The sequence below is a fragment of the Sphingobacterium athyrii genome (assembly GCF_003071065.1).
Lineage (GTDB): Bacteria > Bacteroidota > Bacteroidia > Sphingobacteriales > Sphingobacteriaceae > Sphingobacterium > Sphingobacterium athyrii.
In genome coordinates, this window is sequence record NZ_QCXX01000004.1 from 475,391 (window position 1) to 492,946 (window position 17,556).

Sequence of the window (17,556 nt, forward strand, 5' to 3'; positions counted from 1 at the left end):
GTGTCTCCATTTTTTTTGATTTCTACAGATCAGTTACACAACCTTCTGAAGCGTCGGCTACGGTCTTAGCATATTTATATAACACGCCTTTACTGACTTTCAAAGCCGGTTGTACCCATGCTGCACGACGTTGTGCAATCTCCTCATCGGAAAGGTTCACATTGATCGTATTGTTGACAGCATCAATCTCGATGATATCGTCATCATGCACTAAGCCAATTAACCCGCCTTTGTAAGATTCAGGTGTAATGTGGCCTACAACGAAACCGTGTGTACCGCCAGAGAAACGCCCATCTGTAATGAGTGCCACTGATTTACCTAAGCCGGCACCGATAATTAATGAGGTCGGTTTGAGCATTTCCGGCATACCTGGAGCACCTACTGGGCCTTCATTTTTAATAACCACAACATCTCCGGGCTTAATTCTGCCTGAGGCAATTCCTGCTACTAAGTCATGTTCGCCATCGAATACACGTGCGGGACCTGTGAATTTTTCGCCTTCTTTGCCTGATATCTTTGCTACGGAACCTTTTTCAGCCAGATTTCCGTAAAGGATCTGTAAGTGTCCTGTTGCTTTGATTGGGTTGCTCAATGGTTTGATAATAGGCTGGTCATATTCCATAATGGATTTGACATCCGCTAAGTTTTCAGCAACAGTTTTTCCAGTTACGGTGATACAATCACCATGTAATAAACCTTCGTCCAAAAGGTATTTCATCACAGCGGGAGTTCCACCATATTGTTGAAGATCTTGCATCAAGTATTTGCCAGAAGGTTTAAAGTCTGCCAATACAGGTGTTTCGTCACTCATGCGCTGGAAGTCATCTTGTGAGATATCAACGCCTACAGCCTTACCGATCGCAATAAAGTGAAGCACGGCATTGGTACTACCTCCTAAGATCACGATGGTACGTAATGCATTTTCGAATGCTTTGCGCGTCATGATATCGGAAGGTTTGATATCTTTTTCAAGTAGGGTACGGATATGTTTACCAGCTTCTAGACATTCATTTTTCTTTTCAGCTGAGATTGCCGGATTAGAGGAAGAGTACGGTAAGCTCATTCCCAACGCTTCAATTGCTGAAGCCATCGTATTTGCTGTATACATGCCGCCACAAGCACCGGCGCCAGGGCAGGTATGTTTGATAATACCTTCGTAATCTTCATCGGAGAGATTGCCGCAGATACGTTGTCCTAAGGCTTCAAAAGCAGAAACGATATTGAGTTCCTCTCCTTTGTAATGTCCGGGTGCAATTGTACCGCCATAGACCATGAGCGAGGGGCGATCCAAACGTGCCATCGCCATGATGGCGCCGGGCATATTTTTATCACATCCGGGAATAGAGATTAGACCATCGTAATATTGACCGCCACAGATCGTTTCAATGCTGTCAGCGATTACATCACGACTTACCAAGGAGTAACGCATACCATCCGTACCGTTGCTCATGCCGTCACTGACACCAATGGTACCAAAGGTCAGACCCACTAAGTCATTGTTCCAAACACCTTTTTTGACGATCTGTGCCAAATCATTGAGGTGCATATTACACGTATTACCATCGTATCCCATGCTGGCAATACCGACCTGCGCCTTGTCCATATCGGCATCTGTCAGGCCGATACCGTAAAGCATTGCTTTAGCAGCAGGTTGCGTTTCGTCTTGTGTAAATGTACGGCTGTATTTGTTCATTGCATTTTCGCCGTTAGATGATGACTTCATAATTTTCGTTCTCTAATACTAAATTTTTATATCTTCTTTGGATCGACGCACCTATGCTGTGTTCCCACTCTTCTTGATAGATGACATCGTCGACTTGTTTGATTCCGATAATTTCAGCAGCTGTACCGCATAAGAATGCACTATCAGCTGTATAGATATCTTCTACTGTCAATTGTTTTTCAACGACTTCGAAATTCAGTTTTTTACAGATGTTTTTAACGGTCTGCCGTGTAATGCCGGGAAAAATGTTTTTCGCTGGCGGTGTATAAATTTTGAAATCTTTCTCAATAAAAATATTCTCGCTGGAAGCTTGGGCAACGAAGCCTTCATGATCAAGCATAAGTGCCTCATCAAAACCCCTGTTGATGGCTTCTGTCGTCGCTAGAATAGAGTTTACATATTGACCTGATATTTTCGAGTCCGTTTTAAAAGATTTTGGATTAGGTCTTTTAATATCAGAGATGCATACACGTAACAGATTTTGACCAAGATAAGGTCCCCATTCCCAGGCGGCAATCATCAGATTAGCCTCCGTGGAAGAAGTCAGGTGCATATTCGAGCCGGTGAGTACCAATGGACGGATGTAGGCCTCCCGTAAGTTGTTGATAGCCAAAAGCTCATAACATTTATCAATTAGCTCCCTGTTACTCCATCGATAAGGGATATTCACCGCTTCGCAGGATTTCTTCAATCGGTCAAAATGTTTGTCCGCTTTAAAGATGCGCGGACCATTGTGGGTGTTGTACGCGCGTAAACCATCGAATACAGCGTAGCCATAGTGAAGCGATTGTGCAAAGGGATTCAATGCAGCCTCGGAGGCTTTTACAAAGGCTCCATCCAAATAAATCAATGTGTTCTTGTCGTAGTATTTCATAACCCAAAATTTACCTATATAAATAATTTCCCTTTTTGGTTTTTGCTGGTAAATCATGCTATCTCAGGCCGCTGTAAAAACCTTCGATTTTCATTTCCTCAAGGTAGCAGGAATTACAATAATTGGCAATAGGTAAAGTGCTAATTTTCTATTTAGAATAAAATTTTAAAATTTTATATTTTTAAAAATTTTAAACTGCATTTTAAGCTATTGATCGGTTTTTAATTTTGTTAGTCGTATACCGTATTTAAAATTGGTCTACCTGGTCAAAAAATTATTTTTTGTTACAAAGGGCAAATTTCTTCCTAAAATGAAGAAATTGTCAAAAAAACTTTAAAAAAAAAGCTTCCGATATTTCTATCGGAAGCTCTTCAATATTTTAAAACCAATTGATTTAATCTCCGATAATTCCTTCAGCAAGCACGGTAATGACATTGTCTTTTGCTTCCACAACACCACCTTTAATGAACACTTCTTGTCCACCTTTACCTTGTTGAATAATTACTTTTCCATCTTCCAAAGTAGAAACAATTGCCGCGTGGTCTTTCAAAATTTGAAAAGAGCCCGCAGAGCCAGGGACCGTAACAGATGTTACTTCGCCTTCGTATACTAATTTGTCGGGAGTGATAATTGTTAATTTCATTATTCTTAGATATAATCTAAATTAAACTGCTTCTGCTAATAATTTCTTACCTTTTTCGATAGCATCATCAATGTTACCTACCAAGTTGAAGGCAGCTTCTGGATATTCATCAACCTCACCATCAATGATCATGTTAAATCCTTTGATGGTATCTTTGATGTCTACCAATACACCTTTTAAACCTGTAAATTGTTCTGCTACGTGGAAAGGTTGTGATAAGAAACGTTGTACACGACGTGCACGGTGAACGGTTAGCTTATCTTCTTCGGATAACTCGTCCATACCTAAGATGGCGATGATATCTTGCAATTCTTTGTAACGTTGAAGAATTTCTTTCACACGTTGTGCGGTATCGTAATGTTCAGCACCTAAAACAGCAGGAGAAAGGATACGTGATGTAGAATCCAATGGATCCACAGCAGGATAGATACCTAACTCAGCAATTTTACGGGACAATACTGTAGTTGCATCCAAGTGAGCAAATGTTGTCGCAGGAGCAGGGTCAGTTAAGTCATCGGCAGGTACATATACCGCTTGTACTGAAGTAATAGATCCGTTTTTAGTTGAAGTGATACGCTCCTGCATTAAACCCATTTCTGTAGCTAATGTCGGTTGGTAACCTACAGCTGAAGGCATACGGCCTAACAACGCGGATACTTCAGAACCTGCTTGTGTAAAACGGAAGATGTTATCGATAAAGAATAGGACGTCACGACCTTGACCTTCGCCATCACCATCACGGAAATATTCCGCAACAGTCAAACCTGACAAAGCAACACGTGCACGTGCACCGGGAGGCTCATTCATCTGACCGAATACGAAAGTACATTTAGAGTCTTTCATTAATTCATGGTCAACAGTATCCAAAGGCCATTCACCTTTCTCCATGCCTTCCATAAAATGCTCGCCGTATTTGATGATACCAGATTCCAACATCTCACGCAATAAGTCATTACCTTCACGTGTACGTTCACCTACACCGGCAAATACGGAAAGACCACCGTGACCTTTAGCGATGTTGTTGATTAATTCTTGGATTAATACAGTTTTACCTACACCGGCACCACCGAATAAACCAATTTTACCACCTTTAGCATATGGCTCTAAAAGGTCAATAACTTTGATACCAGTAAAAAGTACTTCGGATTCAGTGGATAGATCTTCGAATTTAGGAGGGACGTTGTGGATAGGACGACCATTCTCTTTACTCAAATTTTGGATACCATCAATGGCATCACCAACTACATTGAATACACGACCTTTGATTTCTTCACCAACAGGCATTTTGATAGGAGCACCAGTATCGACAACTTCCATTCCGCGAACCAAACCTTCAGTTGCGTCCATGGCAATTGTACGTACACGATCCTGACCTAAGTGTTGTTGAACTTCCAATACAACACGTTGTCCATTTTCTTTTTGAATGTACAATGCATCGTAAATTTTAGGTAGATTTTCACTGTCGGCGAAGTTGACGTCAACAACTGGGCCGATAATCTGCGCTATTTTACCAATCTTGGGCATATTATAGGGACTAAATATTTATTAATCAATTTTATATAAGAGACATAAAAGGCCTCTTTTTTGGTCAGCAAAAATAAGGTTATTCGTTTTTAAAAACAAATAGAATTTGTAATTAAATTATATTTTCATTAATGTAGGTCAAAATGTTATCTCTTGTAATTCTGTGAGTTTCGACTCTTGTTGTTGCAAATATACTATTTCGGCGTATTGGCGACACTATTTTTTTGAATTGCTGCTCCTTTCCGACGTTCGTACGATGAGGCTCAGCGTGTATATAAATGTGATCGACCTGAAGCGGGGTCTTCATGAGGAGCCGCTTCAGGTCGATGAGAATTCTGTATAATATCGTTTTATGAAGACCTGACTAGATCTTTTTATTTAATTCATCTTGCAATTGACGTTTCAGTAATTGTTCTTTTTCCATGGCTTTTTTACGGAATGTCGCAAATTCCTCTTGTGATTGTTCTGCTGTCTTTTGAAATTCTACTGTATCGACTTTCGCTTTTCTATAGGAAATTAAAAAGATGAAAGTCGCTACAGCCAAGACGGCGATGATGGTCCAGACGACCGTACTGTATAAGCTCTTGGATGTATTGATACCCAAGAATGAAAAGCTATCTGTCTTTTGTTGCTCCTGTGCGAGTTGATCCTTTAATGTCTGAATAGAATCTTGCAAATTTTTGGTGTTTGATGAATAATTGCTGGATGAGGATTTTAGGGAATTGATTTCCTTATGCAGCTTTGCAACAGTATCAACAACATTTCTTTTGACGATATCAAGGTTGGTTTTGCGCACCATCTTGAAGTCATAATTGTTTTTCGATATATAATTTAAGTGATCAAATTGATTTGCCAAGCTCCCTTTTTTTAGTCCATCCGGGCTGTATTTGTAAGCGTTATTGGCCTGCTGGGTGGCGGTAACCGGCGCTGCTGCAGGAGTTTGAGCCTGTAATAAAGTGTACGATGAAATAAATAAAATCGTAAAGAATACAAATGCTAATCTCAATTTGCTCATGTTGTCTATCGTTATTATAATAAGTTTAATCAGAATATTCCAGCTGCAAAGCTAGCATATGCCTGTGATAAATATAAGGAATTATTGAAAAAACGAAAATTGAAAGTGAAATATATTCCGATTATAGTCTATCCTTTTGGTAGGTATCTTTATGTTTCGAGGCCCCAGCTAGGCAGATAACGGAGAAATGACATAATTTTCTCTTTATAGATTGCTGTATTTAGCTTAAAATAATATGCCCCTTTTTTGGAATTTTCTTTGTCTTTTTCCTGTAGTTTGATGATTAAGCCCGATGAGAGTAGTTTCCGACTAAAGTTACGCTTGTCAAGCTCGATATTATAGACACCTTCATATAAGGCTGCGATTTGTGGAATCGTGAATTTTTCCGGTAGCAGTTCGAATAGAATAGGATATAGCGCTGCTTTCATACGTAGGCGGTGTTGTGCCGATGATATCATTTGTTCGTGATCGAATATCAGTGTAGGATGCTGTTGTAATGGAAACCATTTTGCTTCGTAATCGTCGCTTAAGATATGCTTATATTGTTGGGTGTCGATCAATGCAAAATAGCAGATACTTATCACTCGGTCATTGGGTTCGCGTTTGGGCTCGCCGAAGACACTGCATTGCTCCATATAGACATTTTCGAGACCTGTTAATTTTTTCAACACCCGGCTGGCAGATTCTTCTGGACTTTCGTTGGGTTGAACAAAACCACCCATCAAACTCCATTTATTTCTTTCAGGTTCAAAATCACGCTTGATCAACAATACTTCTAGGGATTCCCCATTGAAGCCAAATATAATACAGTCTACAGCTAAAAGAATCCCTGAATCTTTTTTATAATATTCCATTGTCTATTGTTTTTTATCTCTTTTTTTGATTTCCTCCCGTTTTCATGATCAAAACTATAAAGTGACTAGCTAAAAATAAGTACAATACTTGGTCGGTAACTGATTGAAAAATGTTTCAATATAACATATACAGGCATTTGGGCTCATCATGATTAACGGGATGAAGTTAATTCATTTTTTTAAATATGAAAATTTTCTTTCAAATTCAAAAAAATAAATGTTTATTTGACACTAATTATTTTTGAATGCTTATCTTCGATTGAGGGCACTGAAAAAAATAATGCTAGAAACAATTATAAGTTATAAACCAAATTCAGCAAAAATGAATGAATCATATGTCATCGGGATAGATTACGGAAGCGATTCTGTCCGTTCTGTATTGGTCGATGCGATTAATGGAGAAGAAATATCATCTTCAGTATTTTATTATCCACGATGGAAAAGAGGGGAATACTGCGATGCTGCATCGAGTCAGTTTAGACAACATCCCTTAGATTACATCGAAGGTCTGGAGGCGACAGTAAGGGATTGTTTACAAAAATCGGGAATAGCGAATATTGGACAGGCCGTAAGAGCAATTTCGGTAGATACCACCGGTTCAACCCCCATTGCTGTCAATGAGCAAGGGGTTCCTTTGGCTTTGCTGGATGAATTTAAGGATAATCCCAATGCGATGTTTGTCCTGTGGAAGGATCATACCGCCGTTAAGGAAGCCAAGGAAATCAATGATTATAACGAAACAAGTGCGGTTGATTATTTGAAATACGTTGGTGGTGTTTATTCTTCGGAATGGTTTTGGGCTAAGTTACTTCATATTTTTAGAGTTGACGAGCAAGTTCGTAAAGCGACATTTAGCTGGGTTGAACATTGTGATTATATTCCTTTCTTATTGACGGGAGGCACGCATGCATCTGCGATTAAGCGAGGTGTATGTTCTGCCGGCCATAAGTCGCTTTGGGCGGAAGCATTCGGTGGCCTGCCTCCAAATGCTTTCTTTACGGATATTGACCCGCTATTGGATGGTGTTGTGGATCGTTTATTTTCAGAAACTTATACGGCAGATAAACCTGCAGGGAATCTCTCAGCCGAATGGGCCGAACGTTTGGGGCTTTCGACATCGGTAATAATTGGTATCGGTGCCTTTGATTGTCACATGGGGGCTGTAGGTGGACAGATCGAACCTTATTATCTCAGTAAAGTCATGGGTACATCGACTTGTGATATGCTTGTTGCACCAAAAGAAGAGGTTCAGGATACACTTGTGAAGGGAATCTGCGGTCAGGTGGATGGTTCGATCATTCCCGGAATGATCGGTATGGAAGCTGGGCAATCCGCCTTTGGCGATGCTTATGCTTGGTTAAAACAGGTCTTGTTATGGCCTGCGAAACAGGCGTTACAAGATGTAGAAGGTCTGAATGATGTCGTTCGTGAGCAAGTTGTGAATGGTTTGGAAGAGAAGTTGCTGGTCAGTTTGAGTAAAAAGGCTGCGGAGTTGTCAGTAACCGCAACTTCGGAGTTGGCGATAGATTGGTTGAATGGTCGAAGAACACCCGACGCGGATCAATCATTGAAAGGTGCAATTACAGGATTGCATTTAGGAACCGATGCGCCACGGATATTTAGAGCTATTGTTGAAGCAACCTGTTTCGGCGCAAAAGCCATTGCGGATCGTTTTGTTGATCAGGGAATTCCTGTTAAAGGACTGATCGGTCTCGGTGGCGTTGCCAAAAAATCCCCTTTTATTATGCAGATGATGGCTAATGTCATGAACATGCCAATTCGTATACATAAGAGTGAGCAGACTTGTGCTATTGGTGCGGCCATGTTCGCGGCGACTGCGGCGGGGCTGTATGACCATGTTGAGGATGCCATGAAAACCATGGGGCAAGGTTTCGAATGTACCTATGTACCCGAAGAGAAGTGGGTGCCAATCTATGCTGAACGTTATGAACGCTACAAGGCACTCGGAGCTTTCATGGAAGGGAAAGAATCGTTAGCCATTACTGTTTAATCGTTGAATATTTATTATGTATAATTCAATTAAAGAAGAAGCATACCGTTGCAATATGCAACTGCCCCAATTGGGCCTTGTACTTTTCACATTTGGAAATGTCAGTGTTGTGGATCGGAAGCATGAAGTTTTTGCCATTAAACCTAGTGGGGTACCTTATGAGGAGCTTTCTCCTGAGCAAATGGTCATTGTTGATTTTGACGGTAATGTGGTTGAAGGAGATCTTAGACCTTCATCGGATACAAAAACGCATGCTGTTTTATATAAACACTGGAAAGAAATTGGCGGTATTACACATACGCATTCAACTTATGCAACAGCATGGGCACAAAGTCAACGCGATATTCCGATTTTCGGAACGACACATGCCGATCATTTAACGACAGATATTCCCTGTGCTCCGCCAATGAGTGATGAGATGATCGCCGGAAACTACGAGCATGAAACGGGTTTTCAGATTATCAATCACTTTACCGAAAATAAGCTTGATTATAAAGAAGTGGAAATGATTCTAGTTGGCAACCATGCGCCTTTTGCCTGGGGTAAAAATGGAATGAAGTCTGTTTATAATAGCGCGGTATTGGAACAAGTTGCCAAGATGGCTTTGTTGACAGAACAGATCAACCCCAATGCGCCGAGGTTAAAGTCCGCTTTAATCAAAAAACATTATGAACGGAAACATGGAACCAATGCCTACTATGGTCAATAATTCGCGATAATAAAAAAACAATAGCAAAAAACTACTATTTAAAAATGAATATTAATTTAAAAGAACTTGAGGTCTGGTTTATCGTTGGAAGCCAAGATCTATATGGAGAAGAGACCTTACGCCAAGTTGCACTGCATGCCGAGGAAATCGCAAACTATTTAAATGCACAGACTGTGATTCCTGTGGCAGTGAAATATAAACCGATCGTCAAAAATACAGATGAAATTTACGCAACGTTAACAGCTGCCAATAGCGAAAAAAATTGTATCGGTGTCATTACATGGATGCATACATTCTCGCCTGCTAAAATGTGGATCAGAGGGTTAAAAGCTTTACAAAAACCATTATTGCATCTACATACCCAGTATAATCAGGATATCCCTTGGAGCAGTATTGACATGGATTTTATGAACCTCAACCAAAGCGCACATGGCGACCGTGAATTTGGCCATATTGTAAGCCGATTGAAAATAGGCCGTAAAGTGGTGACCGGACATTGGCAAGACCCTGAAGTATTGGAGCGTATTAATGTATGGTCGCGTGCCGCAGCAGGCTGGAATGACTGGCAAGGTGCCAAATTTGCGCGGTTTGGCGACAATATGCGTTATGTAGCTGTTACGGATGGCGACAAGGTGGAAGCGGAATCTCAATTTGGTTTTTCTGTAAATACCTATGCGATTGGTGATTTGGTTCAGATTATTAACGCGAGCACTAATGAAGAAATAGACGCTTTATTGGCCGAGTACGAAGCTACGTATGAATTGGCAGAAAACGTAAAGGTCGGTGGTGAATTTCATGACAATCTGATTGAAGCTGCTAAAATTGAAATCGGCTTACGTAAATTCTTAGCGCAAGGCGATTTTAAAGGTTTTACGGATACTTTTGAGGACCTGCATGGTATGGTGCAGCTTCCGGGTTTGGCAGTACAGCGCTTAATGGCCGAAGGGTACGGTTTTGCCGGTGAGGGAGACTGGAAAACGCCGGCCTTGGTCAGAGCATGTAAAGTCATGGGAGCTGGTCTGGCAGGAACGACAGCATTTATGGAAGACTATACCTATCATTTTGATCCGCAAAATGCCATGGTTTTGGGTTCACACATGTTGGAAGTCGATCCAGCCTTGGCTACCGACAAGCCACGAATCGAGGTACATCCATTGGGAATAGGTGGCAAAGCGGATCCAGCTCGTCTCGTCTTTAACGGCCAGAGTGGAGATGCACTCAATGCTTCGTTGGTTGATATGGGTACACGTTTTCGATTGATCGTCAATAAGGTTGAAGGGGTTTCTGTCGAAGAAGAATTACCAAAACTTCCAGTTGCGCGGGTATTATGGAAACCACTTCCAGATATGAAAACAGGTTGTAGTGCCTGGATCGTTGCTGGCGGCGCTCACCATACCGCCTACAGCTTGAGTTTGACACCTGAATATCTTGAAGATTTTGCGCGCATAGCAGGGTTAGAATATGTGTTGATTGATGAGGAAACTACGGTTGCAAAACTCGAAGATCAATTGAAGTGGAATGAACTTTATTATTTACTGAGTAAGTAATAGTTTGTAAGCCATTTATGTACCCAATCTTCGGGACATAAATGGCTTATTTGATAAATAACCAATTTGGAAAATATGGAAAAATTTGCAACGGTAGATTACGTTATCTTCGTAATTTACTTCTTTATCGTGGCAGGCTATGGCTACTGGATTTATCGCAAGAAGACAAATAGTCTAAGCAGCAGCAAGGATTATTTTTTGGCGGAAGGGTCACTGACTTGGTGGGCGATCGGCTCCTCATTGATTGCATCCAATATTTCTGCGGAGCAGTTTATAGGAATGAGCGGTAATGGGTTTGAAGTTGGAATAGCTGTAGCAGCGTACGAACTTATTGCTGCGGTGGCGCTTATCATTGTTGCGGTTTGGTTTATCCCGGTGTATCTAAAAAATAAGATTTTCACCATGCCACAATTTTTAAATAACCGATACAACGAAACAACAAGCCTTATCATGGCTATTTTTTGGCTGTTTTTGTATGTGTTTGTCAACCTGACATCGATTCTATATTTAGGAGCCATTGCCATTTCTAGTATGGCAGGCGGTGGAGATAGCTTCCATACGATCACGGTGGCTTTGGCTGTGTTTGCTGTGATTATCACATTGGGAGGAATGCGTGTGATCGGTTTTACAGATGTTATCCAGGTTGTGGTACTGATTATTGGCGGTATAGCGACAACCTATGTGGCATTGACTTTAGTCAGTGAACATTTTGGTTTGGGACAGGATGCTTTGGCTGGATTCAATAAGCTGATGGAAGATTCGCCGGAGCACTTTAATTTGTTTGTTTCCAAACCTGGGCCAGGGGCCAGTCAGGAAGATATTAATAAATATCTGATGTTGCCAGGAATAGGGATGTATCTTGCAGGAATCTGGATTGTTAACCTAAATTATTGGGGCTGTAATCAATATATCACGCAGCGGGCTTTAGGAGCTGATTTAAAAACAGCGCGAACTGGAATTCTTTTTGCCGGTTTTCTTAAATTGTTTATGCCAATTATCGTGATGCTGCCGGGGATTGCTGCTTATGTGTTATATAAAAATGGAGCCTTGCAACAGGAAATGGCTCCGGGAGGTGTATTTCATGCCGATAATGCTTATTCGGCGATATTGGGTTATCTGCCAAATGGTATGAAGGGGCTTGCGCTGGCAGCACTTACAGCTGCTATTGTGGCGGGATTGGCCGGAAAGGCCAACAGTATTGCAACAATCTTTACATTGGATATTTTTAAAAAATATATCAATAAAGAGGCGAGCGAAGCAAAAATGGTATGGGTTGGCAAGATAACTATTGTTATCTCTATTTTGCTTTCCGTATTGTTTACCTGGAATGATGCTTTGGGCATCGGTGGCGCCGGCGGGTTTACTTTTATCCAGAAATATACTGGATTTATCAGCCCGGGTGTTTTTGCGATGTTTTTATTGGGCATGTTTTGGAAAAGAACGACGGGGGCAGCTGCTATTACAGGGCTTGTCACGGGCTTTGCTTTGTCCGTATTTTTTAACGAGTTTGCAACAAAAGTTTTCGGACCGGAAACATGGATCTATACAGCTTATCCAAATAAAGCGGGGGTTTATGAGATTCCATTCCAGATCTGTATGGGACTGGCATTTGTTTTTACCATGATAGCCATGATAGGTGTAAGCTTATTTGGGCCAAAAATTAATCCAAAAGCTTTTGTCTTGGATAAATCGATGTTCAAGGTTGAGCCATCCGTATTGGCATTAATTGTTGTAACCTTATTGTTGGTGACAGCCATTTATGTTCGGTTTTGGTAAAATGGCGACTTTTGAATACTAGAAATTATTATGAACCCTTCCTAATGTAACTAGGAAACTCCATCTTGGTTGATGGAATAAAAACTTAAATACAGATGAATAAGAAAATTATTATTGGTTTGTTGACTTGTGCTTCTTTAGCGTATGGATGTCAGTCCTCTTCGACTCAAAATAAGCAAGCGGCAACTTCGGCTGATTCTACGTCGAGCCAGGCCTTCGATGGTCAGATTGATGGTAAAGAGGTTAAATTGTTTCAACTAAAGAACGATAAAATAGCTGTCACACTCACGAATTATGGCGCGCGATTGGTGACATTAAAAGTTCCAAATAAGGACGGTGGTGTTACGGATGTAATTTTGGGTTATGATTCAGCGAAGGAATACAAGGAAAACTATAATAATTTTTACGGAGCAATTGTGGGACGCTATGGTAACCGCATCGGTAAAGCTTCTTTCACACTGAATGGGGAGTCTTATTCCCTAGAAAAAAATGATGGTGAGAATTCGCTTCATGGCGGTACGAATGGTGTATACAACAAAGTGTGGGATGTGATCAATCGTACGGCTACCTCGATAACACTGGCGTATACCTCACCGGATAAAGAGGCCGGTTATCCCGGAACAGTCAAAATGGAGGTTACTTACACGCTCGAAGAAAATGGTGGGTTGGCCATTGATTATCTAGCAACGACGGACAAAGAAACGGTTTTAAATCTGACGAATCATGCCTATTTTAATCTCAATGGTGCAGGCGATTCTTCTATTTTAGACCATGAACTTCAAATTGATGCAAAGGCGATAACGGAGGTTGATCATACGTTAATTCCGACAGGAAAGAGTTTGCCTGTTGCAGGTACAGCATTTGATTTTACAAAACCACAGCGTGTCGGTGCCCATATTGAAGATGAAAATGCACAATTGAAGATCGGAAAAGGCTATGATCATAATTTTGAACTTAACAAGAAGGATGGTTTCCAGAAAGTAGCTGCGGTATATGCTTCGAAAACGGGAATTGAAATGCAGGTCTACACAACAGAGCCGGGTCTGCAATTTTACAGCGGTAATTTTATGAAGGATTCAGATCCAAAAGGAAAAGAAGGAAAGGTTTATCCATTCCGTTCGGCATTCTGTCTGGAAACACAACATTTTCCGGATGCACCGAACCATCCCAATTTTGCATCAACGGTATTGAAACCCGGAGAAAAATATAGTTCAAAAACAACTTACCGATTCAATGTTAAATAAGGAAGTTTAGATCATGAAGCTAAGATTAAAATTAGGCGTTGCTTTTACACTGATCAATGGGCTGTTGTATGGGCAAAGTAGCGTGAAATTAGAGCCCATACAGGGAGAAGTTACGATAGATAGGCATATCTATGGTCATTTTGCGGAACATTTGGGTCGGTGTATTTATGATGGTTTTTATGTGGGAGAGAAAAACGATTCCATTCCGCACGCCAATGGGGTACGAAAGGATGTGATTGAAGCGCTCAAGAATTTGAACATTCCAAATTTACGCTGGCCGGGGGGATGTTTTGCGGATACCTATCATTGGAAAGACGGGGTCGGACCCAAAGCACAGCGCCCTGCTATTGTCAATAATTGGTGGGGTGGAGTGACAGAGGATAATTCCTTTGGTACACACGATTTTCTCAATATGTGTGAATTACTTGGTGCAGAACCTTATCTGGCGGGTAATGTGGGGAGCGGTGAGGTGCAGGAGCTTGCCGATTGGGTCCAATATGTGAATTTTAAGGGGGAAAGCCCCATGTCGGATTGGCGACGAAAAAATGGTCGGCAGGAACCTTGGAAGGTAAAGTTTTGGGGCGTGGGAAATGAAGCCTGGGGCTGTGGTGGAAACATGACCGCTGATTACTACACGGATATATACCGTAAATACGCCACGTTTATGTCGGACTGGACAAATGGAAGTGGCTTATATCGAATTGCTTCTGGAGCCAATAGTGCAGACTACAACTGGACCGAGACCCTAATGAAGAAAATACCGAGTAGCTTAATGAAGGGTATGGGCCTGCACCATTATGCCGTGATTAACTGGGACAAGAAAGGTTCAGCGACCAAGTATTCCGAAGAACAATATTTTAGGACGATGAAGTCGGCTTGGTTCATGAATGAACTGGTGGAAAAGAATATTGCCATTATGGACAAGTATGATCCAAAAGGAAAAGTAGACCTGATCGTTGATGAGTGGGGCGGCTGGTATGAGGTTGAGCCAGGTACCAATCCCGGCTTCCTTTATCAGCAGAATACGATGCGTGATGCCATGATTGCGGGGATGACCTTGAATATTTTCAATAATCATGCCCGCCGTGTTAAAATGGCCAATCTCGCACAAGCCGTAAATGTATTACAGGCTGTTATTTTGACAGAGGGTAAGAATATGATCCTAACACCGACTTATCATGTGATGGAAATGTATAAAGTGCATCAGGATGCGAAATTAATCCCGATTTCTCTTCAATCAACAGATTTTGAATTTAATAACGAAAAGATTCCGGCAGTGTCTGTTTCTGCATCACAAGACAAACAAGGGCGTACACATATTTCTTTAGTGAATATAGATCCAAAAAGGAAAAATAAAGTACACGTGGACCTTGGCTCGGTCAAAGCGGCAAAAGTCACAGGTCGGATACTTACTGCAGCGAATCTACGGGATTACAATTCATTTAAAAAGCCTACGGTCATTACACCGGTGGTCTATAAGGACGCAAAAATTGTAAATGGAACTATTGAGGTTGATATTCCTGCGTTTTCTGTTATTGTACTGGAGTTGATGTAGCATTTTGTAAAGGCCTGATAAATGAAGGATTGATCCGTATATAACCGAGTGGAACGAGTTCATTTACCATTAAAGACAATAGAAAAGATAAATAATTCTAATAGATGAAGAAAATTGCGTCAATGATGCTATTGCTGGCGAGTTTAAGCTCTTCGGCAGTGGCGCAGTCCCCAATTGAACTGAATATACAGTTGGACAAACCTACGGGCAAAATATCGCCGCACATGTGGGGTGTCTTTTTTGAAGATATTAATTTGGGCGCCGATGGAGGGATTTATGCCGAATTGGTGAAAAATAGATCGTTTGAATTTGATCAGCCATGGATGGCCTGGAAGAAGCTGGAAAATGGACCTGAAGGTACTTATTTACTATTAAACGACAGTAAGCGCAAAGGGAATAAACGTTATCTAAGACTAAATAATACGACCAATTTGAAATTGGGACTGCAAAATGAAGGTTTTAGAGGTATGGGCGTCAAATCAGGCGCTGCTTACGAATTTTCTCTGCAGTATCAGGGTGCTGCGACTGGGATGAAAATCCATGTCGAAGTTTTAAACGAACAGAATAAAGTAATTGGTGAAGCTGAATTTCCATTAAATGCGGCTACATCATGGTCCGAAGCCGCTGTTAAATTTTCAGTGTCGGAAACGACAGCTAAGGCTAAATTAAATGTTTGGTTTACAGGATCAGGTACTTTAGATGTTGATATGCTGTCGTTATTCCCAGTAGATACATGGAAAGGAAGGCCAAAGGGCTTGCGTAAAGATATGGTTCAGATGCTCGCAGACATGAAACCTGGTTTTATCCGTTTTCCGGGCGGCTGTATTGTGGAAGGTAAAGATCTTGCCAATAGATTCCAATGGAAGAAAACGGTTGGCCCAATTACCGAAAGGGAGTTGATCATCAACCGTTGGAACACCGAATTTAAACATCGTTTGACGCCAGATTATTTTCAGACGTTTGGCTTAGGATTTTTTGAGTATTTCTTATTGGCAGAAGATATCGGTGCAACGCCGGTTCCCATCCTCAATTGTGGAATGGCATGCCAGTTTAATACCGGTGAAGTCGTGCCTTTAGAAGAGTTAGATGATTATGTTCAGGACGCGTTGGATCTGATCGAATTTGCCAATGGCTCTATAGATACGAAATGGGGCAAATTGCGTGCTGAAATGGGACATCCCGAACCCTTCCATCTCAAGATGTTGGGGGTTGGAAACGAAAATTGGGGACCCCAATATATCGAACGGTTGGCTGTTTTCAAGAAAGCGTTGAACGAAAAGCATCCCGAAATTTCACTTATCGCCAGCTCAGGGACTGATCCCGAGGGAGACCGGTTTGATTTCCTTAATGAAAAACTTCGCGCGATGAATATAAATATCATAGATGAACATTATTACCGTCCACCATCCTGGTTTCTTTCGAGTGCAAGCCGCTATGACAATTATGAACGAAATGGAGTAAAGATTTTCGCGGGTGAGTACGCTTCACATACAACACGGCCAAACGGCCCGGGGAAAAGTACCTGGGAGGCCGCACTCTCTGAAGCGGCTTTTATGACTGGGCTGGAGCGAAATGGCGATGTTGTCGAGATGGCGTCTTATGCACCTTTATTTGGCCATGTAGATGGATGGCAATGGTCACCTGACTTAATTTGGGTTGACAATTTGAAGGTATACGGAACGCCTAGCTACCAAGTGCAAAAATTGTATGCCACCAATAAAGGGACGTCTATTATTCCGATCAAACGTGAGGGCAAACCCGTTGCCGGACGAGATAGCCTATATGCCTCTGCCGTCTATGACGATTTTTCGCAGCAGTTGGTTTTGAAAGTGGTCAATTACAACAGTAAGCCTATAAAGGTGAGTCTAGATGTAGTTTCGAAAAAAAAGCTGCTGGCGACGGCTCAAAAAATCACGTTGGCAAATGCCGACCTCAATGTGAGTAACAGTTTGGACGAGCCATTAAATATTCGTCCAAAGGAAGATACCGTGATTTATAAGGGAAAGAAGCTCGTAGAAACATTTGAGCCTTATTCATTTACCCTGATTAAAATGTCCACGAAATAGGATGATTATTTGCAG

At 41.4% G+C, this 17,556-nt stretch carries 13 protein-coding genes; 7 read left to right on the forward strand and 6 right to left on the reverse strand.

Annotation, left to right across the window (positions count from 1 at the left end; all coding sequences use genetic code 11):
* Window positions 1-22: 22 nt before the first annotated feature.
* The 6 genes from ilvD to DCO56_RS16640 form a co-directional block, all read right to left on the reverse strand.
* On the reverse strand, window positions 23-1,723 hold the full coding sequence (gene ilvD, locus DCO56_RS16615) for a dihydroxy-acid dehydratase (RefSeq protein WP_108634877.1): 1,701 nt from the start codon (window positions 1,721-1,723) through the stop codon (window positions 23-25).
* A complete protein-coding gene (locus DCO56_RS16620; protein WP_108635119.1) occupies window positions 1,707-2,597 on the reverse strand; it encodes a branched-chain amino acid transaminase in 891 nt (296 codons plus the stop codon). Before DCO56_RS16620 ends, ilvD begins: the two co-directional genes overlap by 17 nt.
* A gap of 394 nt (window positions 2,598-2,991) precedes the next feature.
* Window positions 2,992-3,240 carry an ATP synthase F1 subunit epsilon gene (gene atpC / locus DCO56_RS16625; protein WP_028071934.1) on the reverse strand — a complete coding sequence of 83 codons (249 nt, stop codon included), beginning with the start codon at window positions 3,238-3,240 and terminating at the stop codon, window positions 2,992-2,994.
* A 21-nt stretch (window positions 3,241-3,261) separates the two neighbouring features.
* Window positions 3,262-4,764, reverse strand: coding sequence for a F0F1 ATP synthase subunit beta (atpD, locus tag DCO56_RS16630; RefSeq protein ID WP_108634878.1), 1,503 nt, complete (start codon window positions 4,762-4,764; stop codon window positions 3,262-3,264).
* A gap of 364 nt (window positions 4,765-5,128) precedes the next feature.
* Entirely contained in the window at window positions 5,129-5,779 is a 651-nt protein-coding gene (locus tag DCO56_RS16635; protein WP_108634879.1) for a hypothetical protein, read from the reverse strand.
* Window positions 5,780-5,928: 149 nt separating this feature from the next.
* Window positions 5,929-6,633 carry an NUDIX hydrolase gene (locus DCO56_RS16640; protein ID WP_108634880.1) on the reverse strand — a complete coding sequence of 235 codons (705 nt, stop codon included), beginning with the start codon at window positions 6,631-6,633 and terminating at the stop codon, window positions 5,929-5,931.
* A 322-nt stretch (window positions 6,634-6,955) separates the two neighbouring features.
* Here DCO56_RS16640 and DCO56_RS16645 point away from each other — a divergent pair, with 322 nt between their 5' ends.
* The 7 genes from DCO56_RS16645 (at window position 6,956) to DCO56_RS16675 (ending at window position 17,541) form a co-directional block, all read left to right on the forward strand.
* Window positions 6,956-8,644, forward strand: a complete 1,689-nt coding sequence (locus DCO56_RS16645) for a ribulokinase (protein WP_108634881.1) — start codon at window positions 6,956-6,958, stop codon at window positions 8,642-8,644.
* A 16-nt stretch (window positions 8,645-8,660) separates the two neighbouring features.
* On the forward strand, window positions 8,661-9,353 hold the full coding sequence (locus DCO56_RS16650) for an L-ribulose-5-phosphate 4-epimerase (protein WP_108634882.1): 693 nt from the start codon (window positions 8,661-8,663) through the stop codon (window positions 9,351-9,353).
* A 44-nt stretch (window positions 9,354-9,397) separates the two neighbouring features.
* Entirely contained in the window at window positions 9,398-10,900 is a 1,503-nt protein-coding gene (gene araA / locus DCO56_RS16655) for an L-arabinose isomerase (protein ID WP_108634883.1), read from the forward strand.
* 75 nt (window positions 10,901-10,975) lie between these two features.
* Entirely contained in the window at window positions 10,976-12,676 is a 1,701-nt protein-coding gene (locus tag DCO56_RS16660) for a sodium:solute symporter family transporter (RefSeq protein ID WP_108634884.1), read from the forward strand.
* Window positions 12,677-12,771: 95 nt separating this feature from the next.
* Window positions 12,772-13,920, forward strand: coding sequence for an aldose epimerase family protein (locus DCO56_RS16665; protein ID WP_108634885.1), 1,149 nt, complete (start codon window positions 12,772-12,774; stop codon window positions 13,918-13,920).
* 13 nt (window positions 13,921-13,933) lie between these two features.
* Complete coding sequence (locus DCO56_RS16670) at window positions 13,934-15,475, forward strand: alpha-N-arabinofuranosidase (RefSeq protein WP_108634886.1); 1,542 nt, start codon at window positions 13,934-13,936, stop codon at window positions 15,473-15,475.
* Between the two features lie 104 nt (window positions 15,476-15,579).
* Window positions 15,580-17,541, forward strand: coding sequence for an alpha-L-arabinofuranosidase C-terminal domain-containing protein (locus DCO56_RS16675; RefSeq protein WP_108634887.1), 1,962 nt, complete (start codon window positions 15,580-15,582; stop codon window positions 17,539-17,541).
* The last annotated feature ends 15 nt before the right edge of the window (window positions 17,542-17,556 follow it).